At 66.2% G+C, this 15,258-nt stretch carries 13 protein-coding genes, 1 tRNA gene and 1 pseudogene; 6 read left to right on the top strand and 9 right to left on the bottom strand.

Going from position 1 to position 15,258, the window contains the following annotated elements; all coding sequences use genetic code 11:
- Positions 1 to 13: 13 nt before the first annotated feature.
- A complete protein-coding gene (locus AB4Y44_RS05790) occupies positions 14 to 1,237 on the bottom strand; it encodes a YeeE/YedE family protein (protein WP_368698950.1) in 1,224 nt (407 codons plus the stop codon).
- Positions 1,238 to 1,568: 331 nt separating this feature from the next.
- On the opposite strand from AB4Y44_RS05790, the gene AB4Y44_RS05785 reads away from it, so the two are divergent.
- Together AB4Y44_RS05785 and AB4Y44_RS05780 are read left to right on the top strand one after the other, a co-directional pair.
- Positions 1,569 to 3,200 (top strand): methyl-accepting chemotaxis protein, encoded by a 1,632-nt coding sequence (locus tag AB4Y44_RS05785; protein WP_368698949.1) that lies wholly within the window; start codon positions 1,569 to 1,571, stop codon positions 3,198 to 3,200.
- 166 nt (positions 3,201 to 3,366) lie between these two features.
- A complete protein-coding gene (locus AB4Y44_RS05780; protein WP_368698948.1) occupies positions 3,367 to 4,614 on the top strand; it encodes a D-amino acid dehydrogenase in 1,248 nt (415 codons plus the stop codon).
- Between the two features lie 28 nt (positions 4,615 to 4,642).
- Here AB4Y44_RS05780 and AB4Y44_RS05775 read toward each other — a convergent pair whose 3' ends face one another.
- From AB4Y44_RS05775 to hcaE, 7 genes are all read right to left on the bottom strand, one after another.
- Positions 4,643 to 5,605, bottom strand: coding sequence for a TauD/TfdA dioxygenase family protein (locus AB4Y44_RS05775; RefSeq protein ID WP_368698947.1), 963 nt, complete (start codon positions 5,603 to 5,605; stop codon positions 4,643 to 4,645).
- A 213-nt stretch (positions 5,606 to 5,818) separates the two neighbouring features.
- Positions 5,819 to 5,895: transfer RNA gene (locus AB4Y44_RS05770), tRNA-Val, on the bottom strand.
- Positions 5,896 to 5,982: 87 nt separating this feature from the next.
- On the bottom strand, positions 5,983 to 7,209 hold the full coding sequence (hcaD, locus tag AB4Y44_RS05765) for a 3-phenylpropionate/cinnamic acid dioxygenase ferredoxin--NAD(+) reductase subunit (RefSeq protein WP_342919219.1): 1,227 nt from the start codon (positions 7,207 to 7,209) through the stop codon (positions 5,983 to 5,985).
- Between the two features lie 13 nt (positions 7,210 to 7,222).
- Positions 7,223 to 8,038, bottom strand: coding sequence for a 3-phenylpropionate-dihydrodiol/cinnamic acid-dihydrodiol dehydrogenase (gene hcaB / locus AB4Y44_RS05760; protein ID WP_342919220.1), 816 nt, complete (start codon positions 8,036 to 8,038; stop codon positions 7,223 to 7,225).
- Positions 8,038 to 8,358 (bottom strand): 3-phenylpropionate/cinnamic acid dioxygenase ferredoxin subunit, encoded by a 321-nt coding sequence (gene hcaC / locus AB4Y44_RS05755; RefSeq protein ID WP_342919221.1) that lies wholly within the window; start codon positions 8,356 to 8,358, stop codon positions 8,038 to 8,040. Before hcaC ends, hcaB begins: the two co-directional genes overlap by 1 nt.
- Positions 8,359 to 8,360: 2 nt before the next feature.
- On the bottom strand, positions 8,361 to 8,909 hold the full coding sequence (gene hcaF, locus AB4Y44_RS05750) for a 3-phenylpropionate/cinnamic acid dioxygenase subunit beta (RefSeq protein WP_368698946.1): 549 nt from the start codon (positions 8,907 to 8,909) through the stop codon (positions 8,361 to 8,363).
- Positions 8,906 to 10,261, bottom strand: a complete 1,356-nt coding sequence (gene hcaE / locus AB4Y44_RS05745; RefSeq protein WP_368698945.1) for a 3-phenylpropionate/cinnamic acid dioxygenase subunit alpha — start codon at positions 10,259 to 10,261, stop codon at positions 8,906 to 8,908. The genes hcaF and hcaE overlap by 4 nt, the downstream gene beginning before the upstream one ends.
- 124 nt (positions 10,262 to 10,385) lie before the next feature.
- On the opposite strand from hcaE, the gene hcaR reads away from it, so the two are divergent.
- Positions 10,386 to 11,264 carry a DNA-binding transcriptional regulator HcaR gene (gene hcaR / locus AB4Y44_RS05740; protein ID WP_342919224.1) on the top strand — a complete coding sequence of 293 codons (879 nt, stop codon included), beginning with the start codon at positions 10,386 to 10,388 and terminating at the stop codon, positions 11,262 to 11,264.
- Here the strand turns inward: hcaR and AB4Y44_RS05735 are convergent.
- On the bottom strand, positions 11,261 to 12,064 hold the full coding sequence (locus tag AB4Y44_RS05735; RefSeq protein ID WP_342919225.1) for a DNA-binding transcriptional regulator: 804 nt from the start codon (positions 12,062 to 12,064) through the stop codon (positions 11,261 to 11,263). The genes hcaR and AB4Y44_RS05735 overlap by 4 nt on opposite strands.
- A gap of 192 nt (positions 12,065 to 12,256) precedes the next feature.
- Between AB4Y44_RS05735 and AB4Y44_RS05730 the strand changes: the two genes are divergently transcribed.
- The 3 genes and pseudogenes from AB4Y44_RS05730 to AB4Y44_RS05720 all read left to right on the top strand — a co-directional run.
- Positions 12,257 to 14,107, top strand: coding sequence for a bifunctional 3-(3-hydroxy-phenyl)propionate/3-hydroxycinnamic acid hydroxylase (locus AB4Y44_RS05730; RefSeq protein WP_368698944.1), 1,851 nt, complete (start codon positions 12,257 to 12,259; stop codon positions 14,105 to 14,107).
- A gap of 2 nt (positions 14,108 to 14,109) precedes the next feature.
- Positions 14,110 to 15,054, top strand: a complete 945-nt coding sequence (locus AB4Y44_RS05725) for a 3-carboxyethylcatechol 2,3-dioxygenase (RefSeq protein ID WP_342919227.1) — start codon at positions 14,110 to 14,112, stop codon at positions 15,052 to 15,054.
- Positions 15,055 to 15,083: 29 nt separating this feature from the next.
- Positions 15,084 to 15,258: pseudogene (locus tag AB4Y44_RS05720) on the top strand (2-keto-4-pentenoate hydratase); the annotation flags it as partial.

Below are 15,258 nucleotides of genomic sequence, written 5' to 3'. Positions count from 1 at the left end.
GCCGCTTACGGCCTCAGCAGCCTGTATTCTTCACGCGCTCGACTTCGAGGCCGAACCACGGGCGCAGCTTCGTGCCGAGCACATTGCCCGCGAACGCGCACACGAGCCACAGCCAGCCGTGCAGGCTGCCCGAAACGATGCCGCTGAAGTACGCGCCGATATTGCAGCCGTAAGCGAGGCGCGCGCCATAGCCGAGCAGCAGTCCGCCGATCACGGCCGCCACGAGCGAGCGCAGCGGAATACGCCACACGGGCGCGTAGCGGCCCGCGAGCGAGGCCGCGGCCATTGCGCCGAGCACGATGCCGATGTCCATGACCGTGGTGACGTCGTGGCTTGCCGGAGCGGTGAGCGCGGCGGCGTTCGGGCCGGCCATCCAGTACTTCCAGCTCGCCACGTCGATGCCGAGCGCGGCGAAGCCCTTCGCGCCCCACAGCGCGAACGCCGAGGTCACGCCCCAGGGGCGGCCCGAGAGCGCGAGTGTCGCGAAATTCAGGATCGCGAGCGCGACCGCGCCAGCGAGCAGCGGCCACGGGCCATGCAGCCACGGCGAGCTGTGCGGCGCGCGCGGCTCGTTGACGAGGCGGCCGTGGCGGCGCTTCTCGACGACCACGGTGAGCGCGGCGATGAGCGCGAACACCACGAGGTTGAGCGCAATGGCGGGCGCGGCGCCGAGCGCGTTCACGAACGAGAACGGCTTCAATTGCGGCATCGACGTCCAGAACGGCATGTGCGCCGTGGCGACCACGGAGCCCACGATAAAGGCGATGAGCGTCACGACCATGCGCGTGCTGCCGCCACCCACGGTATAGAGCGTGCCCGAGGCGCAGCCGCCGCCCAGCTGCATGCCCACGCCGAACAGGAACGCGCCGACGATGACCGACGTGCCCGCAGGCGAAACGAGGCCCGTGACCGGATGGCCGAAGAGCGTTCCTGCCGCGAGCGCGGGGAAGAACAGCAGCACGCCGATGGCGAGCATGACCATCTGCGCGCGCAGGCCGGCGCCGCGCCCGTCGGCGATGAATACGCGCCACGCGGAGGTGAAGCCGAACGCCGCGTGGTAGAGCGTCATGCCGAGCAGCGCGCCGACCACATAGAGCGCCGCCTGACGGCCGCTCACGGTCTGCGCGAGATACGCCGCGCCGAGCGCGACGAGCAACAGCGCGCTGCCTAGCGGCTTGGGATTGATGGAGTCGAGTCGGCGCGGCGCGCGCGCGAGCGGCGTGGAGAGGTCGGACATGGGAGCGAGGCTGCGTGGAAAAGCCGCCAGGAAAAACAATCGGCGAAAGCAAAACGATAGCACGAATCGCAAATCGGTCTGACCGAGCCCCCAGGCCGGCTTTTGGCGGCCCTCACCGAGCCATGAAAAAACGCCGCGAACCCCGTCCAGACACGGTTTTCCCAAACATTGGGACGAGCCAGCGCCAACCCTCGCGTAGCCCTGCAAACGTCATGGATTTCCCCTATGCAGCGCCGCGCGCCGTCTGCCGTTACGCGAGACGAGGTGCGAAGGCGCGTCGGGCCGCGCGGATTCGCACTGGCTGGAAGATAAAAAACGCAACGGAGACCTCATGCTGGGAAACATCACCATTCGCCGTGGGCTAACGCTCGTTATCGGTATCTTCGTCGCGTTTCTGCTGACGGTGATCGGCGTGTCGTATGGCGCGCTCAAGATCACCAACGACAGCCTGCACGACGCCCAGCGCGGCGCGCAGTCGCTCGACGCCCTCAAGACCAGTTCGGAACGCCTGCTCCAGGTGCGCCTCGCGCTCGGCGGCTACGAGACGCTCTTCAGCGTCGGCAAGGCCACGGACGGCCTGCTCGACAAGGCGCACCAGGTGCTCGTGAATTCGAACAAGGAGTTCGCGCACTACAGCGCCGGCCCGTTCGACGACCCCGAAGAGGCGCGCCTCGCCCAGGCCGTGAGCAGCGCGCGAGAGGCGCTCGTCTCGCAGGCGCTCGAACCCGAATACAAGTCGCTCGTCGACAACGACTTCAACACCTTCCGCACGATCCAGGGCGAAACCGCCGACCGCTACTACGGCGCCTACGCGAAGGCGATCGACGCGCTCGAGACCTGGCAGGCCGCGCGCCAGCAGCAGGACGCCGACACCGCCGCGCAGCGCTTTCGCCTGTCGCTCATCGTGTTCGGCCTGATCGGCGTGGTGGGCGTGGCGATTGGCGTATTCGCACGCGTGGGGCTCGCTGCCGCCGTGGTCAAGCCGGTGAACCATGCGATTCGTCACTTCGAGCGCATCGCCGCAGGCGACCTCACGGTGGACGTGCGGGTGCGCTCGAAGAACGAAATGGGCCAGCTGCTGGGCGCGCTGCAGACCATGCGCGACGGCCTCGTGGGCACCGTCTCGCGCGTGCGCGGCAGCACGCACGAAATCACCCAGGGCGCGAAGCAGATCGCGTCGGGCAACGTCGATCTCTCGGACCGCACGGCGCAGCAGGCGGCGGCGCTCGAAGAAACGGCGGCAAGCATCGAGGAGCTTTCGGCAGCGGTACGCCAGAACACGGACGGCGCGAAGGAAGCAAGTGGGCTAGCCCAGACCGCGCTCGAAACGGTCACGCGCGGCGCCGACGTGGTGGCCCGCGTGAACGCGACGATGAGCGACATCACGGCTTCGTCGCAGAAGGTGGAGGAGATCACCGGCATCATCGAGGGCATTGCGTTCCAGACCAACATCCTCGCGCTCAATGCGGCGGTCGAGGCGGCGCGCGCGGGCGAGCAGGGCCGCGGCTTCGCGGTCGTGGCGAGCGAGGTGCGCAGCCTCGCGCAGCGCTCGGGCACGGCGGCCAAGGAGATCAAGGAGCTGATCGCGGCCTCGGCGGCGACCGTCGGTGCGGGCGCGCGCCTCGTGGAAGACGCGCGCCGCACCATGGACGAGGCGCGCAGTGCGGTGGCGCGCGTGAGCGGGATCATGAGCGAGATCGAAACCGCGACGCACGAGCAGAGCGACGGCATCGAGCAGGTGAACCGCGCGATTGCGCAGATCGACGAGGTGACGCAGCGCAATGCGGCGCTCGTGGAGGAAGCGGCGGCGGCCGCGCAGTCGCTCGAATCGCAGGCCGATCTGCTGCGCGAGGCCGTGGCGGTGTTCAATCTGGGCGGCGCGGGTCAGGCCGGTGCGCGCCCGGCGCATGCCGCCGCGGCGGACCCGCGTGCGGCCCGCGGGAGCGCGCCGGTGCTGGCCTGAGCCAGCCGTTGCGGGTTGTCCTTGCCGTTGCAAGGACAACGTCCGGCCGTTTTAACCTGAGGTTATACCCCGCGCGCAATTCGCAATTGAGTTCCCCATCGTTCCCGGCGAGACTGGCGGCATAGGCCTTTAGGGTTTGGCCGTCAGCGAAAGAGAACTACGGATCATGCGAGTTTGCGTTTTGGGCGGTGGGGTGATTGGCGTGAGCACGGTGTACGCGCTCGCTCGCGATGGACACGAGGTCACGCTCGTCGAGCGCCACGCCGACGTGGCGCGCGAAACGAGCCACGCCAATGGCGGCCAGCTCAGCTACAGCTACGTCGCGCCGCTCGCGGACCCCTCCGTGCTGCCCAAGCTGCCGCAATGGCTCTTCTCGCGCGACGCCGCGCTGCGTTTCGTGCCGCGGCTCGATCCGCATCAATGGCGCTGGTGCGCCGCGTTCCTGCGTGCCTGCACGCACGCACGCAGCCGCGCGACCACGGCCGAACTGCTCGGCCTCGGTTTTTTGAGCCAGCGTCTCATGCACGAGGTGGTCGAGCGCGAAGCGCTGTCATTCGACTACGTGCGCAACGGCAAGCTCGTGGTGTATCGCGACGAGGAAGGGTTTGCGGGTGCGCGCCGCCAGGCGCAATACCAGTCGACGCTGGGCTGCGTACAGCATGCGCTCGACGGCGCGGCGTGTGTCGCGCTCGAACCCGCGCTTGCGCACATCGGCGCAGGGATCGTGGGCGGCATTCACACACCGGGCGAAGAGGCCGCCGACTGCGATCAGTTCACGCGCGGCCTCGCCCGCGCGGCGCAGCGCGACGGCGTGACCCTGCAACTGGCCACTGAGTTCTCCGGACTGCGAACTAAAGGGCTGCGGGTGCTCGCCGCGCAGACCTCGCAGGGCGACATCGAAGCCGACGCGTTCGTGGTGTGCCTCGGCTTCCAGAGCCAGCCGATGCTCGCCTCGCTCGGCGTGCACGTGCCCGTGTATCCGCTCAAGGGCTACAGCCTCACGCTCCCCAACGCGAATGCGCAGGGCGCGCCGCGCGTCTCGGTCACGGATGCACATCACAAGGTCGTCTACGCTCCGCTCGGCGAGCGCCTGCGCATTGCGGGCATGGTCGATCTCACGGGCATGAACCCGCACGCCGACGGCGCCCGCATCGCGCTGCTCGCGCGCCAGGCGCGCGAAACCTTCCCCGACGCCGGCAACTACGACGCCATGCAGACATGGACCGGCATGCGTCCCGCCACGCCGGACAGCAAGCCTGTTATTGGCGCCACGCACTTTCGCAACCTGTGGCTCAACACGGGGCACGGCGCGCTCGGCTTTACGCTCGCGCTCGGCAGCGCGCAACTGCTCGCCGATCTGCTGGCGGAGCGCGAGTTGCCGATCGACGGTGACGCCTTCGCGCCGGTCCGCTGACCGGGCTCACTGATTCGCCAACGCGACGTTACTGCAGCGTCGCGCCTTCCTCGCGCACGACCACGCTCGTGCGTCCGTCGATGCTCACCGGCACTTCGCCGCGCACGGTCGCGCGCCGGACGACGCGGCGCGCGTCGCCGTAGTCGTTGATCGCGTAGTGCTGCGTGGCGCGGTTGTCCCAGATCGCGACGTCGCCTTCCTGCCAGTTCCAGCGCACCGTGTTTTCGAGCCGCGTGACATGTTCGTGGAATACCTGCAGCAGATGCGCCGAATCGAACGATGAAAGACCCTTGAGCCGCTGCACGAAGTGGCCGAGCACGAGCGTGCGTTCGCCCGTTTCCGGATGCACGCGCACCACGGGATGTTCGGTTTCGTAGAGCTTCGACGTGAACACTTCGCGGTAACGCTTGAGCTGCGCGCTGTCCGCATTCGTGTGCGTGGACGCGTAGTCGTAGGCGTTGGTGTGGAGCGCCCAGAGCGTATCGGCGAGCGCGCGCAGCGGCTCGGGCAGTTGCGCGTACGCAGCGGCCGTATTGGCCCACACCGTGTCGCCGCCAAATGGCGGAATCACCACGGCGCGCAGGATCGAGATTTTCGGATAGGCGTCGACGAAGGTGACGTCGGTGTGCCACGAGTTGGCGCGCGCGCCATGCAGCGAGTCGAGTTCCAGCAGGCTGCCGCCTTCCACCGATGGCACCGTGGGGTGCGCGACCGTCTCGCCGAAGCGTCGCGCGAAGACTTCCTGCGCGGCATCGTCGAGATGCTGCTGGCCACGGAAGAACAGCACTTTGTGACGCAGCAGGGCGGCGTTGATCGCGTCGAATGTGACGCTGTCGAGATCGGCGTGAAGACGCACGCCGTCGATGCGCGCCCCAATGCGGCCCGCGACTTGATGGAGGTCGAGCGCGGTATCGGTGTGTTGCCTGGTGCCGGCATGCAGATGCGCAGGCGGAGCGGAAACGGCGGGGCGCTGCGTGTGAACGTCGGACATCGAAAGTCTCCTCGGCTGGACGTGGAACGCCCATTCAAGCAGGCTTGCGCTGCGAGAAGAACTGACGATTTCTGCGAAGCTATGCGCGCGCTAGCGCGCTATGGATAGCTGCGTGTGTGATTAGCGCGCACCAAAAGAAAATGACGCAGACCCGCGAGGGAATGCGTCATTCACAAGATGCTGCAAGGTACAGCTTCTTTACTGCATGTTCGTTGGTAGGCTCGATTGGATTCGAACCAACGACCCCCACCATGTCAAGGTGGTGCTCTAACCAACTGAGCTACGAGCCTGTCGAGGCGCGAATTATAGAGACACTCGCCCGCGCTTGCAAGCGCTTTTCTCGAATCGGGTGAAACGCCGGGTTTTCGGCTGTGCAGCTATGCGAACTCGCGCGCCAGATTGCGCAGGTTTTGCGCGGGATCGGCGAGGATCTCGCGGGCGATACGCGCCCGTTTGCCGATCAGCGCCCTGGCGCTGCGCATGTCGCGACCCTGATTCACGGTGATCGCGCCAACCAGTGCGCCTGCGTCGTCGAGGCCGAACAGAACGCATGGCGGCGCCTCCAGCGAACCCCGTGCGAGCCATTCGGGCGCAGCCATGTCGCCCGCGAACTGGATGTTGAGGCCGCATTGATCGGTCCAGAACCATGCCGCTTCCCAGGCTTCGGGTTCGAGGCCGAGCATTGCGCGTGCGGCGGTCTGCGCCTGACGGTTCGCGTTCTCCCACGTTTCGCGGCGCTCGTAGCGGCCGCTCGCCTCGATCCACTGGCTCGCGGCATCGCCGGCTGCGTAGATGTGTGCGTGCGAGGTGCGGCACCGTGCGTCGATCACGATGCCGTTATCGATTTGCAGGCCTGCTGCGCGAGCGAGCGTGGTCTCGGGTTCGACACCGATGCCGTAGATCACCGCGTCGCCGGTAAGGCGCGTGCCGTCTTCGAGCGTCAGCACGAGTTCGCCGTTGTCGCGAATGGCCGACGCGAGCGGCGAGCCCAGATGCAGCGTCACGCCCCGCGCGCGATGCACATCGCACAGATGCCCGGTGAGCAGCGGCGGAGCGCAACGTGCCATCGCACGCGGTGCCTGTTCGATCACCGTGACTGCCGCGCCGAGATCGACCGCGCTCGAAGCGAGTTCCAGACCGATCACGCCCGCGCCCACCAGCAAAACGCGTTTGCCTCGTTGCAGCACAGGCAGAAGGCGTTGCGCGTCCTCTAGCGTGCGCAGCGTGTAGACGTTCTCGCCCAGCGCGTCGAGCATCGGCAAGCGTCGCACGCGTGCGCCCGTGGCGAGCAGCAGTTCGTCGAAGGCGATCGATTCGCCGTTCGAGAGCGTGACGACACGCGCCTGTGCGTCGAGCGCGGTCACGGCCACACCGAGCTTCAACTCGATGTTTTGCTCCGTGTAGTAGCCTTCGCCGTGAATCGCGCAGCGCGCGGTTTGCGGTTGCAGCAGCACGTCCTTCGAAAGCGGCGGTCGTTCATAAGGCGCGTGCGCTTCCTCGCCGATCAATACGACGCGGCCCGCATAACCCTGCTGGCGCAATTCGGCGGCGGCGAGCGCGCCCGTCTGGCCCGCACCGACGATGACGATAGTCGAGGCGTTCATGGTCCGTTTCCCGTTACAGATGCAGGCCGCCCGCCGCGTGACGGATGCCGCGAATGCCGAGGCCGGCATCCGCATTGATCATCACGCCGCTCAGCACGCGATTGTTCGCGCGTGACGCGAGCATCACGTAAGGCCCGGTGAAATCCGCGGGCTGCGGGAAGAATTGCAGCGGCAGAATGCTTGCGATTGCCTCTGGCGAACGCGAATCCATGATGCGCAGGTCCTGCTGGCCGAGCGAAGCGGGGCCGCGTAAATCGCTCGCCATGCCGCAAGGGCCGACGCCGTTCACGCGCACCTTCGGCGCGAGTTCATAGGCCAGCTGGCGGATGATGCCCACGGCCGCGTGCTTGCTCGCCGTGTACAGGGGACCGCCGCCGCCCGGATAGAACGAAGAATTCGAGAGGGTGAAGATCATGCTCCCTTCGCTCGCGACGAGCGCCCGCGCCGCCGCTTTGGCGCCGAGCAGATAGCCCTTCACGTTGATCGAGAAGAGCTCTTCGTAGCCGCTTTCGAGTTGCGCAGGCGAGAGATCGACGAGGCTCGAAGCGTGATCCCAGATCGCCGCGTTGCCGATGAAGATGTCGAGCTTGCCGAACGCATCGACGGCGGCACTCACGGCGCGCTCGTTGTCGGCGTACGAGGTCACGTCGCCCTGCACGGCGACGACGGTTTGCGCGCTGAAGCGCGCCTGCAGCGCCGCGACTTTCTCCGCGGAACGTTCGAGCACGGCGACGCGCGCGCCTTCGTCGAGAAAGCGTTCGACGAGTGCGAGACCGAGTCCCGATCCGCCGCCGGTGATCAACGCAACTTCGTTATCGAGCCAGCCCATTACGCGGCCTCCGGAACGTCGACGAAAACCGCACCGTCAACGCGCGTGACAGGGAACGTCTTGAGCGCTTCGGTTGCGGGCTGGCACAACGCCTTGCCGGTCTTCAGACAGAAACGCGCGGCATGCAGCGGACATTCGACGGTGCCATCGTCCTCGATATACCCTTCGGACATCGAAGCATTGCCGTGCGAACAGCGGTCATTCAGCGCGAACAGTTCGCCGTTTACCTTGAATACGGCGATCGCGGCGGACGGGCCGTCCACCTTGATCGCTTCGCCATCGGACAGCGCGTCGTCCTGGCAGACAAAAATACGGGCCATGATCAGAAAAGCACACTCAGGTTATGGGAAGTGAGCACTGCCTGGTCCAGCGTGATCTCACGGTTGCACACCTGCCAGCCTGGCGCGCCCTCCACGCGGCGCACGCGGTCGACGCGGCGGCCCACGTAGAACGTCTCGTCGCGTTCCTTCTGCGAGCGGTAGAGCGCGTAGTTCACCTGCGCCTCGTATTCGCCGGGCGTTTCGGTGGTGAACGTTCGCAGGTTCGTCACGAGATGGCGGGTGCGCGAAGGCGGTTCTTCCGCCCACGCCATGCCGGTTTCGAGGCGTGCCACGCGGCGTTCGAGCTGGAAATGCGTGTCGTTGAAGATCCACGTGGTGGGCGGCTGCACGCCGCGCCGGCGGTCGCGCGTTTGCGCGTTGACGGTTGTGCGCATGGTGTAGCGGATGTCCTTCGACATGAGGTCGAGCCATGCACGAAAGCGCCAACCGTCGAGCAGCGCCGCTTCTTCGAAGAGGAACTGCTCGATTTCGTGATGCAGTTCGAGACCCACGTGCGTGGGCGTGAAAACCGGTTCGGCGACTTCGCTCATTTGAGCACCTCCGCTTCGTAGCGCGCGGTGCGCTCGTTCACTTCGTCCCACGTTTCGGCCATCAGCAGGTCCGCCCAGCGCCGGTACATGCCGCGCGCAGCCGTCTCCGAGAAAATGTAGTTCGTCATGCCAGGTATGCCGTCTTCGCGCACGCGCTCGTTTCCCAGGCCCATTTCGAGGCAAAGCTTCGTTTTGCGCGCGCGGCTGCCACGCAGCACCTTCTGCACTTCGGCCCAGTTTTCCGAGTCGTCCTGTTCGAGAAAGCCTGCGGGTCCGAACGCGCGCGTCGCACTGCGCTCGAAGGCGGCTTTGACTTCATCGGACGCTGCCTTGTCGGCGATACAGAACGCCCACACTTCCACCTGGTTCGGCCCGCGCGGGTGCCAGACGCGCAGCGTGGCCGTGCCGTTGAGCCAGGAAAGCGTGGGGAACATGTTGTTGTGGCCCGCGAGGCGCATCGCGCGCACCTTGCCGAGGCGCGCTTCGGCTTCGGCATAGGTGTCGCGGAAGTACTGCGAGACTTCGCCGTCCACCCACACGTTCGCGTCGGGCTGCTCGGTGAAGAAGAAGCCGCTGCCGTGGCCCGCCTGCCCGTACTGCAGCGCGTCTTTCGCGGTCTCCCACACGGGGCGCGCCGTTTGACCCGCGCCCAGCGCCTTGCCGGCGGCGCCTTCCTTCGCGCCGAGCACCTCGATGGCGGAGGCGTGCGTGAAGAGCGCGTGATACTGATCGCTCGCGAACTGTTCCGCCGGGAATTTCCAGTTGCAGTCGATCACCCACTTGTGCACGCCGCCCACGATCTCGGTGCCGCCTTCGCGGCGGTCGAGCACGCCATCCAGATACCAGGCGATGTCGCCCATATAGGTTTCGAGGTCGGGTGCGTTCGCGTCCCAGTTGCCGAACACGAGGCCCTTGTACACGGCCACGCGCGTGACTTCCTGCAAGCCCCACTTCTCCTTGCACAGCCCCTGCGGATAGGCGCGCGATTCGAGCGGCACGTCGATGAGCGCGCCGTCCACGCCGTACGACCAGCCGTGATATGGGCACGTGAACGCGCGCGTGTTGCCGCAATCGGCATGGCTCACGCGCATCGAGCGATGGCGGCACTGATTGAGGAAGGCCTTGATCGAGCCGTCCTTCTGGCGCACCACGACGATGGGGTCTTCGCCCATGTAGGTATTGAAAAAGTCGCCGACTTTCGGTATTTGACTGACGTGGGCGAGAAAGAGCCAACAGCGGCCGAAAATGCGCTCGAGTTCGAGCGCGTAAATGTCGGGGTCGGTATAGATCGACGACGTGACGCGGCCATTTTGCGCGTCGACGAGTGCATCGATGTCGATGATTGCGGACATGCGAGTCTCCTCCGTGGCAGCATTCTCCTTTTGGCGGAGAACGCAGACGGATGATCGTTGCTCGCTTTGCCGATGTGAAATATTTTGTTTGTTGCCACTAAGACTTCAAAACGATAAATCGAGCATGGAACTGAGACACCTGCGCTACTTCATTGCCGTTGCCGACGAGCTGAGCTTTACGCGCGCGGCGCAGCGCCTGCATACGGCGCAGCCCTCGCTGAGCCAGCAGATCCGCAATCTCGAAGACGAAGTGGGCACGCCGCTCTTCGAGCGCACGCGCCGCAAGGTGGAGTTGACCGACGCGGGCAAGGTGTTTCTCGCCGAGGCGCGCCTCGTGGTGGCGCAGGCCGATCGGGCGGTGGCGCGAGCGCGCCAGGTGGGGCAGGGGCGCGCGACGGTGACGATCGGTTTCGTGCCCGCCGCGGAGATCCGGGTTTTCCCGGTGATTCTGCCGCGCTTGCGATTGCGCTTTCCCGAGGTGAACGTCGAGTTGCGCAGCCTGCCGACTGCCGAGCAGGAAGACGCGCTACTGCGCGGCGATATCGACGTGGCGTTCATGCGCCGCCCCGTTGTTTCGCCTGAATTGCGCAGCGAAGTCGTGCTCACCGAGCCGCTCGTGGTGGTGCTGCCGAGCGCGCATCCGCTCGCGAAGCAAAAGCGCATCGCCCCGGTGCAACTGAGCGGCGAGCCGTTCATCAGCACGCATCCGCAGTTCTCGGGGCAGGTGCACAGCGTGGTCGAGGCGTATTGCGAGGCGCACGGGATCGAGCGCAAGGTGGCACAGGTCGCGACCAATATTCTGCTCAATCTGAATCTCGTGGGCATGGGGCTCGGCTATGCGCTCCTGCCCGCGTATGTCTCGTCGCTCACGAGCAGCGCGATCTGCACGCGCCCGCTCGAAGGCGAGCCGCCCACCATCGACTTGCTGATGGTGTCGCGCAAAGAGCCGCATGCAGCGGAGCTGGAAGCGTTGTTCGAACTCGTGCGCGAGAACCAGGCTTAACGCTTCCCGCCTTCCTCCTGCGCCTCCAACGCCGTCACCATTTCCTGGGCGGCGCGCTGCAACTCGGGCACGAAGCGGCGCACGGCCTCCGCCGGATTGATCGCCTGTTCCAGGTAGACTACGTTCAGGCTCGCGAGCACGCGCCCATGCGCCTCGATGGCCGTTGCGAGCGCACCGATCTTGCGCTGGTCCGACCAGTCGCCGTGGTTCGAGCCGAAACCGTCCGCGCGCGTCTGGCGTACGAGATTGCGGATATAGGCCTTGTCGCTGGCGAGTATTTGCTGCTGCTCGCCGCCCGCACCCGCGCGTAACAATTCCAGGATGTCTTCGCGCTCCGCCTCAGGACACATCGCAAAGTACACGCGGCCGGCCGCCGTGAGCAGGATCGGCAGGCGGCGGCCCACCATCGCGCGGTGAAACGAAAGCGGGCTGAAACGGTGCGTGGTCTCGCGGATCACCATTGAGTCGCCATCGGGCGTCGTGAGGTCCGATGGCCACACGGTGCGCTGGAGCATTTGCGCCATGATCGGCGGGGCGATGGTCGCAATCAGTTCGTCGTCGGTGAAGCCTTCGCTCAGGCCGCGCACGTTCATCGTCAGACGAAAGCTGTCGTCGGAAGCGCTGCGGCGCACGAACTGCTCCTCCACCAGGGTTTCCAGCAGGCGCCTCACCGTCGTGCGATGCAGACCCGTTGCCTCGCTCAGCTGCTGGCTCGTGGCGCGCCCGTTCTCCATGGCATTGAGCGCCTGGAGCACCTGCAGGCCGCGCGCCAGCCCTCGCACGTTTGCATACTTCGTCATCGAAAATGCCTTAAAAATCAACTGTGTGCATTCTATGCACATTTCTCTAAAAATGTTGAGCGCGCGTCGGGTGGAACCTAGACTCGCTTCCATTCACCGGACCGCGACAAAACGTCCAACCGGGTGATCCGTTTTCAGGCACCACCTGTCAGCATCCGCAGCGGCTCCATAAGCCGCGCGAGAAGGAGACACATGAACACCCCCCTCGCCCACGAGGCGGATACTGTCCGCCCTCGCCAGATCGCCACCGACGTCGCCATCATCGGCGCGGGTCCGGTCGGCCTCATGATCGCCAATATTCTCGGCCTGCAAGGCGTGCGTGTCACGCTCGTCGAGAAGCTCGACCAGATCATCGACTATCCGCGCGCCATTGGTCTGGACGACGAAGCATTGCGCGTGTTCCAGTCCATCGGTCTGGCCGATGCGCTGCTGCCGCACACCACGCCCGACCACTGGATGCGCTTCGTCACGAAAGACGGCCATTGCTTTGCCTCGATCGAGCCGCGCACCGATGAATTCGGCTGGCCGCGCCGCAACGCGTTCATTCAGCCGCTCGCCGACCGCGTGCTCTATGAAGGGCTCGCGCGCTTCGAGCATGTGGACGTGCTGTTCGGCCACACGGTCAACGCGTTCGAGCAGGACGCGCAGAGCGTGACGATCGACGTGAGCGACGCGAACGGCGAGCGCCGCACGATCCGCGCGGCGTACCTGGTGGGCGCGGACGGCGGCAACAGCTTCGTGCGCCGCGCGTTGAATGTGCCCTTCGAAGGCCGCACGAAGCCGAATCAATGGATCGTGGTGGACGTGCGCAACGACCCCATCGGCTCGCCGCATATCTACATGCATTGCGATCATCAGCGTCCGTACGTGTCGGCTGCGCTGCCGCACGGCATTCGCCGCTTCGAATTCATGGTGATGCCGGGCGAGACGGAAGAGGAACTCTCGAAGCCCGAGAACATGGCCGCGCTGATCCGCAAGGTGGTGGCGGACCCCGACAAGGTCGACTACATCCGCAAGCGTGTGTACACGCACAACGCGCGCCTCGCCGAAACGTTTCGCGTGGACCGCGTGCTGCTCGCGGGCGACGCCGCGCACATCATGCCCGTGTGGCAGGGCCAGGGCTACAACAGCGGCATTCGCGACGCGAACAACCTGGGCTGGAAACTCGCGATGGTCGCGAAGGGCCTGGCCGATGGCCGCCTGCTCGACAGCTATACCGTGGAGCGCCGAGCGCACGCGCGCTCGATGATCCACCTCTCCGAAGTGGCGGGCGATATCTTCGCGCCCACCACGCGCTTTGGCGCGCGCTTTCGCGACACGTTCGTGCGCTACATGAACGTGTTCCCCTCGGTGAAGCGCTACTTCGTGGAAATGCGTTTCAAGCCGATGCCGCGCTATGAAGCGGGCGTCGTGCTGCTGCCGCCGCCGCAAAAGACGGGCGGCTGGCTCGCAAGCCTGCTGGAGCGCTCGGGCAACTCGGCGCCGGGCCGCCTGCTCGGCCTGATGAGCCAGAAGCGCGACTCGCTGATCGGCCGCCTTGCATATGGCCGCGATCCGCTCGCGGCGTCGCCTGTGGGCCGTATGTTCATCCAGCCGCGGGTACGCCTTGCCGACGGCCGCGTGGTGCGCCTCGACGACGCGATCGGCAACGGCTTCGCCGTGCTCGCCTGGGGCGCGGACCCGACCTTCGGCCTCACGCCGCAAGCCCGCGGGTTGTGGGAGCGCCTGGGCGCCCGCTTCATCTTCGCGAAGCCCGACGTGCAGCTCGAATACGCAGACGACGTGCCCGAGGGCGTGCTCGCGCTCGGCGACGTGCAGGGCCGCCTGAAAGAGTGGTTCAGCCGTCTGCCCGAATCGGTCGTGCTGCTGCGCCCGGACCGCTTCGTCGCGGGCGTGTGCACGCCGCAACAGGTCTCGGACGCGATCGTCGAACTCGCGGGCAAGCTCGGCATGACCGAAGCCGCCTTGCATGGGGCGAGCGCCGCTGCCCCGCAAAACCGTCCCGTGCGCGGCGTGGCCGTTGCGCGCACCGCAGGAGCTTGAGCATGCCGATTCACCTCGAATGTCTGTCGCATACGCCGTTGCATGGCTATTTCGATCCGCTGCCTGACGTGGTGGCGGAAGTCGAACGGGTCGGCCGCGCCGCGCGCGAACGCGTGGAGGCTTTTAAGCCGGACGTGATCGTCGCGTTCGCCCCCGATCACTTCAACGGCTTCTTCTACGACGTGATGCCGCCGTTCTGCATCGGCGCGCGCGCCGAGGCGATCGGCGACTTCAAGAGCATGGCCGGTACGCTGCCGGTGCCCGAAGCGCTTGCGCACAAGCTCGCCGAAAGCGTGCTCGACGCCGATATCGACGTGGCGCTCTCCTACCGCATGCAGGTCGATCACGGCTGTGCACAGGCGCTGGAAGTGCTCACGGGCGGTCTCGACCGTTATCCGGTGATTCCGGTGTTCATCAACTCCGTGGCGCCGCCCATGGCGACGCTGCGCCGCGCGCGTCTGCTCGGCGATGCAATCGGCCGCTTCTTTTCGCGCAGCGACAAGCGCGTGCTCGTGGTGGGTTCGGGCGGCATCTCGCACGAACCGCCGGTGCCGGAACTGTTCGGCGCGACGCCGGAAGTGGCCGAACGTTTGATCGCGGGCCGCAACCCCTCGGCGGATTCGCGCGCCGCCCGCCAGGCGCGTACCGTGGCCGCGGCGAAGTCGTTCACGGCGGGCGACAGCCATCTGCATCCGCTCAATCCCGAATGGGACCGCGCGTTCCTCGCACGCCTTGCATCGGGCGAGTTGACTTCCGTGGACGGTATGACGAACGCGGCCATCACGCGTGACGGCGGCAAGTCGGCGCACGAGATCCGCACGTGGGTTGCGGCATTCGGCGCGCTGGCCGCTTACGGCCCGTATCGCGCTTCGCTCGACTACTACCGCGAAATTCCTGAATGGATTGCGGGTTTCGCCACCATGCACGCCACGCCCGACGCGGCTTGATAGAACAGTATGGACTCCGGAGAATAAACATGTCAGATTCGAAACTCGTCGCGACGCTGGCCGCGCGCCTCTACGAAGCCGAAGCCTCGCGCAACGTGATCGAGCCGGTGCGCGGCGAGATCGCTATCGACGATATCGCCACCGCTTACGCCGTGCAGCAGGCCAACGTCGATCTGCGCGTGGCGACCGGCGAGCGCATCGTGG

The sequence above is a fragment of the Paraburkholderia sp. BR10937 genome, from assembly GCF_040965695.1.
Lineage (GTDB): Bacteria > Pseudomonadota > Gammaproteobacteria > Burkholderiales > Burkholderiaceae > Paraburkholderia.
This window is presented reverse-complemented; position numbering and strand designations above follow the sequence as displayed.

Bases quoted from the DNA above. Each gene is read 5' to 3' on its own strand.
- hcaB (WP_342919220.1), bottom strand. From the start codon at position 8,038: ATGGGCTGGCTCGATAACGAAGTTGCGTTGATCACCGGCGGCGGATCG.
- hcaR (WP_342919224.1), top strand. From the start codon at position 10,386: ATGGAACTGAGACACCTGCGCTACTTCATTGCCGTTGCCGACGAGCTG.
- AB4Y44_RS05775 (WP_368698947.1), bottom strand. From the start codon at position 5,605: ATGTCCGACGTTCACACGCAGCGCCCCGCCGTTTCCGCTCCGCCTGCG.
- hcaF (WP_368698946.1), bottom strand. From the start codon at position 8,909: ATGAGCGAAGTCGCCGAACCGGTTTTCACGCCCACGCACGTGGGTCTC.
- hcaC (WP_342919221.1), bottom strand. From the start codon at position 8,358: ATGGCCCGTATTTTTGTCTGCCAGGACGACGCGCTGTCCGATGGCGAA.
- AB4Y44_RS05730 (WP_368698944.1), top strand. From the start codon at position 12,257: ATGAACACCCCCCTCGCCCACGAGGCGGATACTGTCCGCCCTCGCCAG.
- AB4Y44_RS05785 (WP_368698949.1), top strand. From the start codon at position 1,569: ATGCTGGGAAACATCACCATTCGCCGTGGGCTAACGCTCGTTATCGGT.
- AB4Y44_RS05725 (WP_342919227.1), top strand. From the start codon at position 14,110: ATGCCGATTCACCTCGAATGTCTGTCGCATACGCCGTTGCATGGCTAT.
- AB4Y44_RS05735 (WP_342919225.1), bottom strand. From the start codon at position 12,064: ATGACGAAGTATGCAAACGTGCGAGGGCTGGCGCGCGGCCTGCAGGTG.
- hcaD (WP_342919219.1), bottom strand. From the start codon at position 7,209: ATGAACGCCTCGACTATCGTCATCGTCGGTGCGGGCCAGACGGGCGCG.
- AB4Y44_RS05780 (WP_368698948.1), top strand. From the start codon at position 3,367: ATGCGAGTTTGCGTTTTGGGCGGTGGGGTGATTGGCGTGAGCACGGTG.
- hcaE (WP_368698945.1), bottom strand. From the start codon at position 10,261: ATGTCCGCAATCATCGACATCGATGCACTCGTCGACGCGCAAAATGGC.
- AB4Y44_RS05790 (WP_368698950.1), bottom strand. From the start codon at position 1,237: ATGTCCGACCTCTCCACGCCGCTCGCGCGCGCGCCGCGCCGACTCGAC.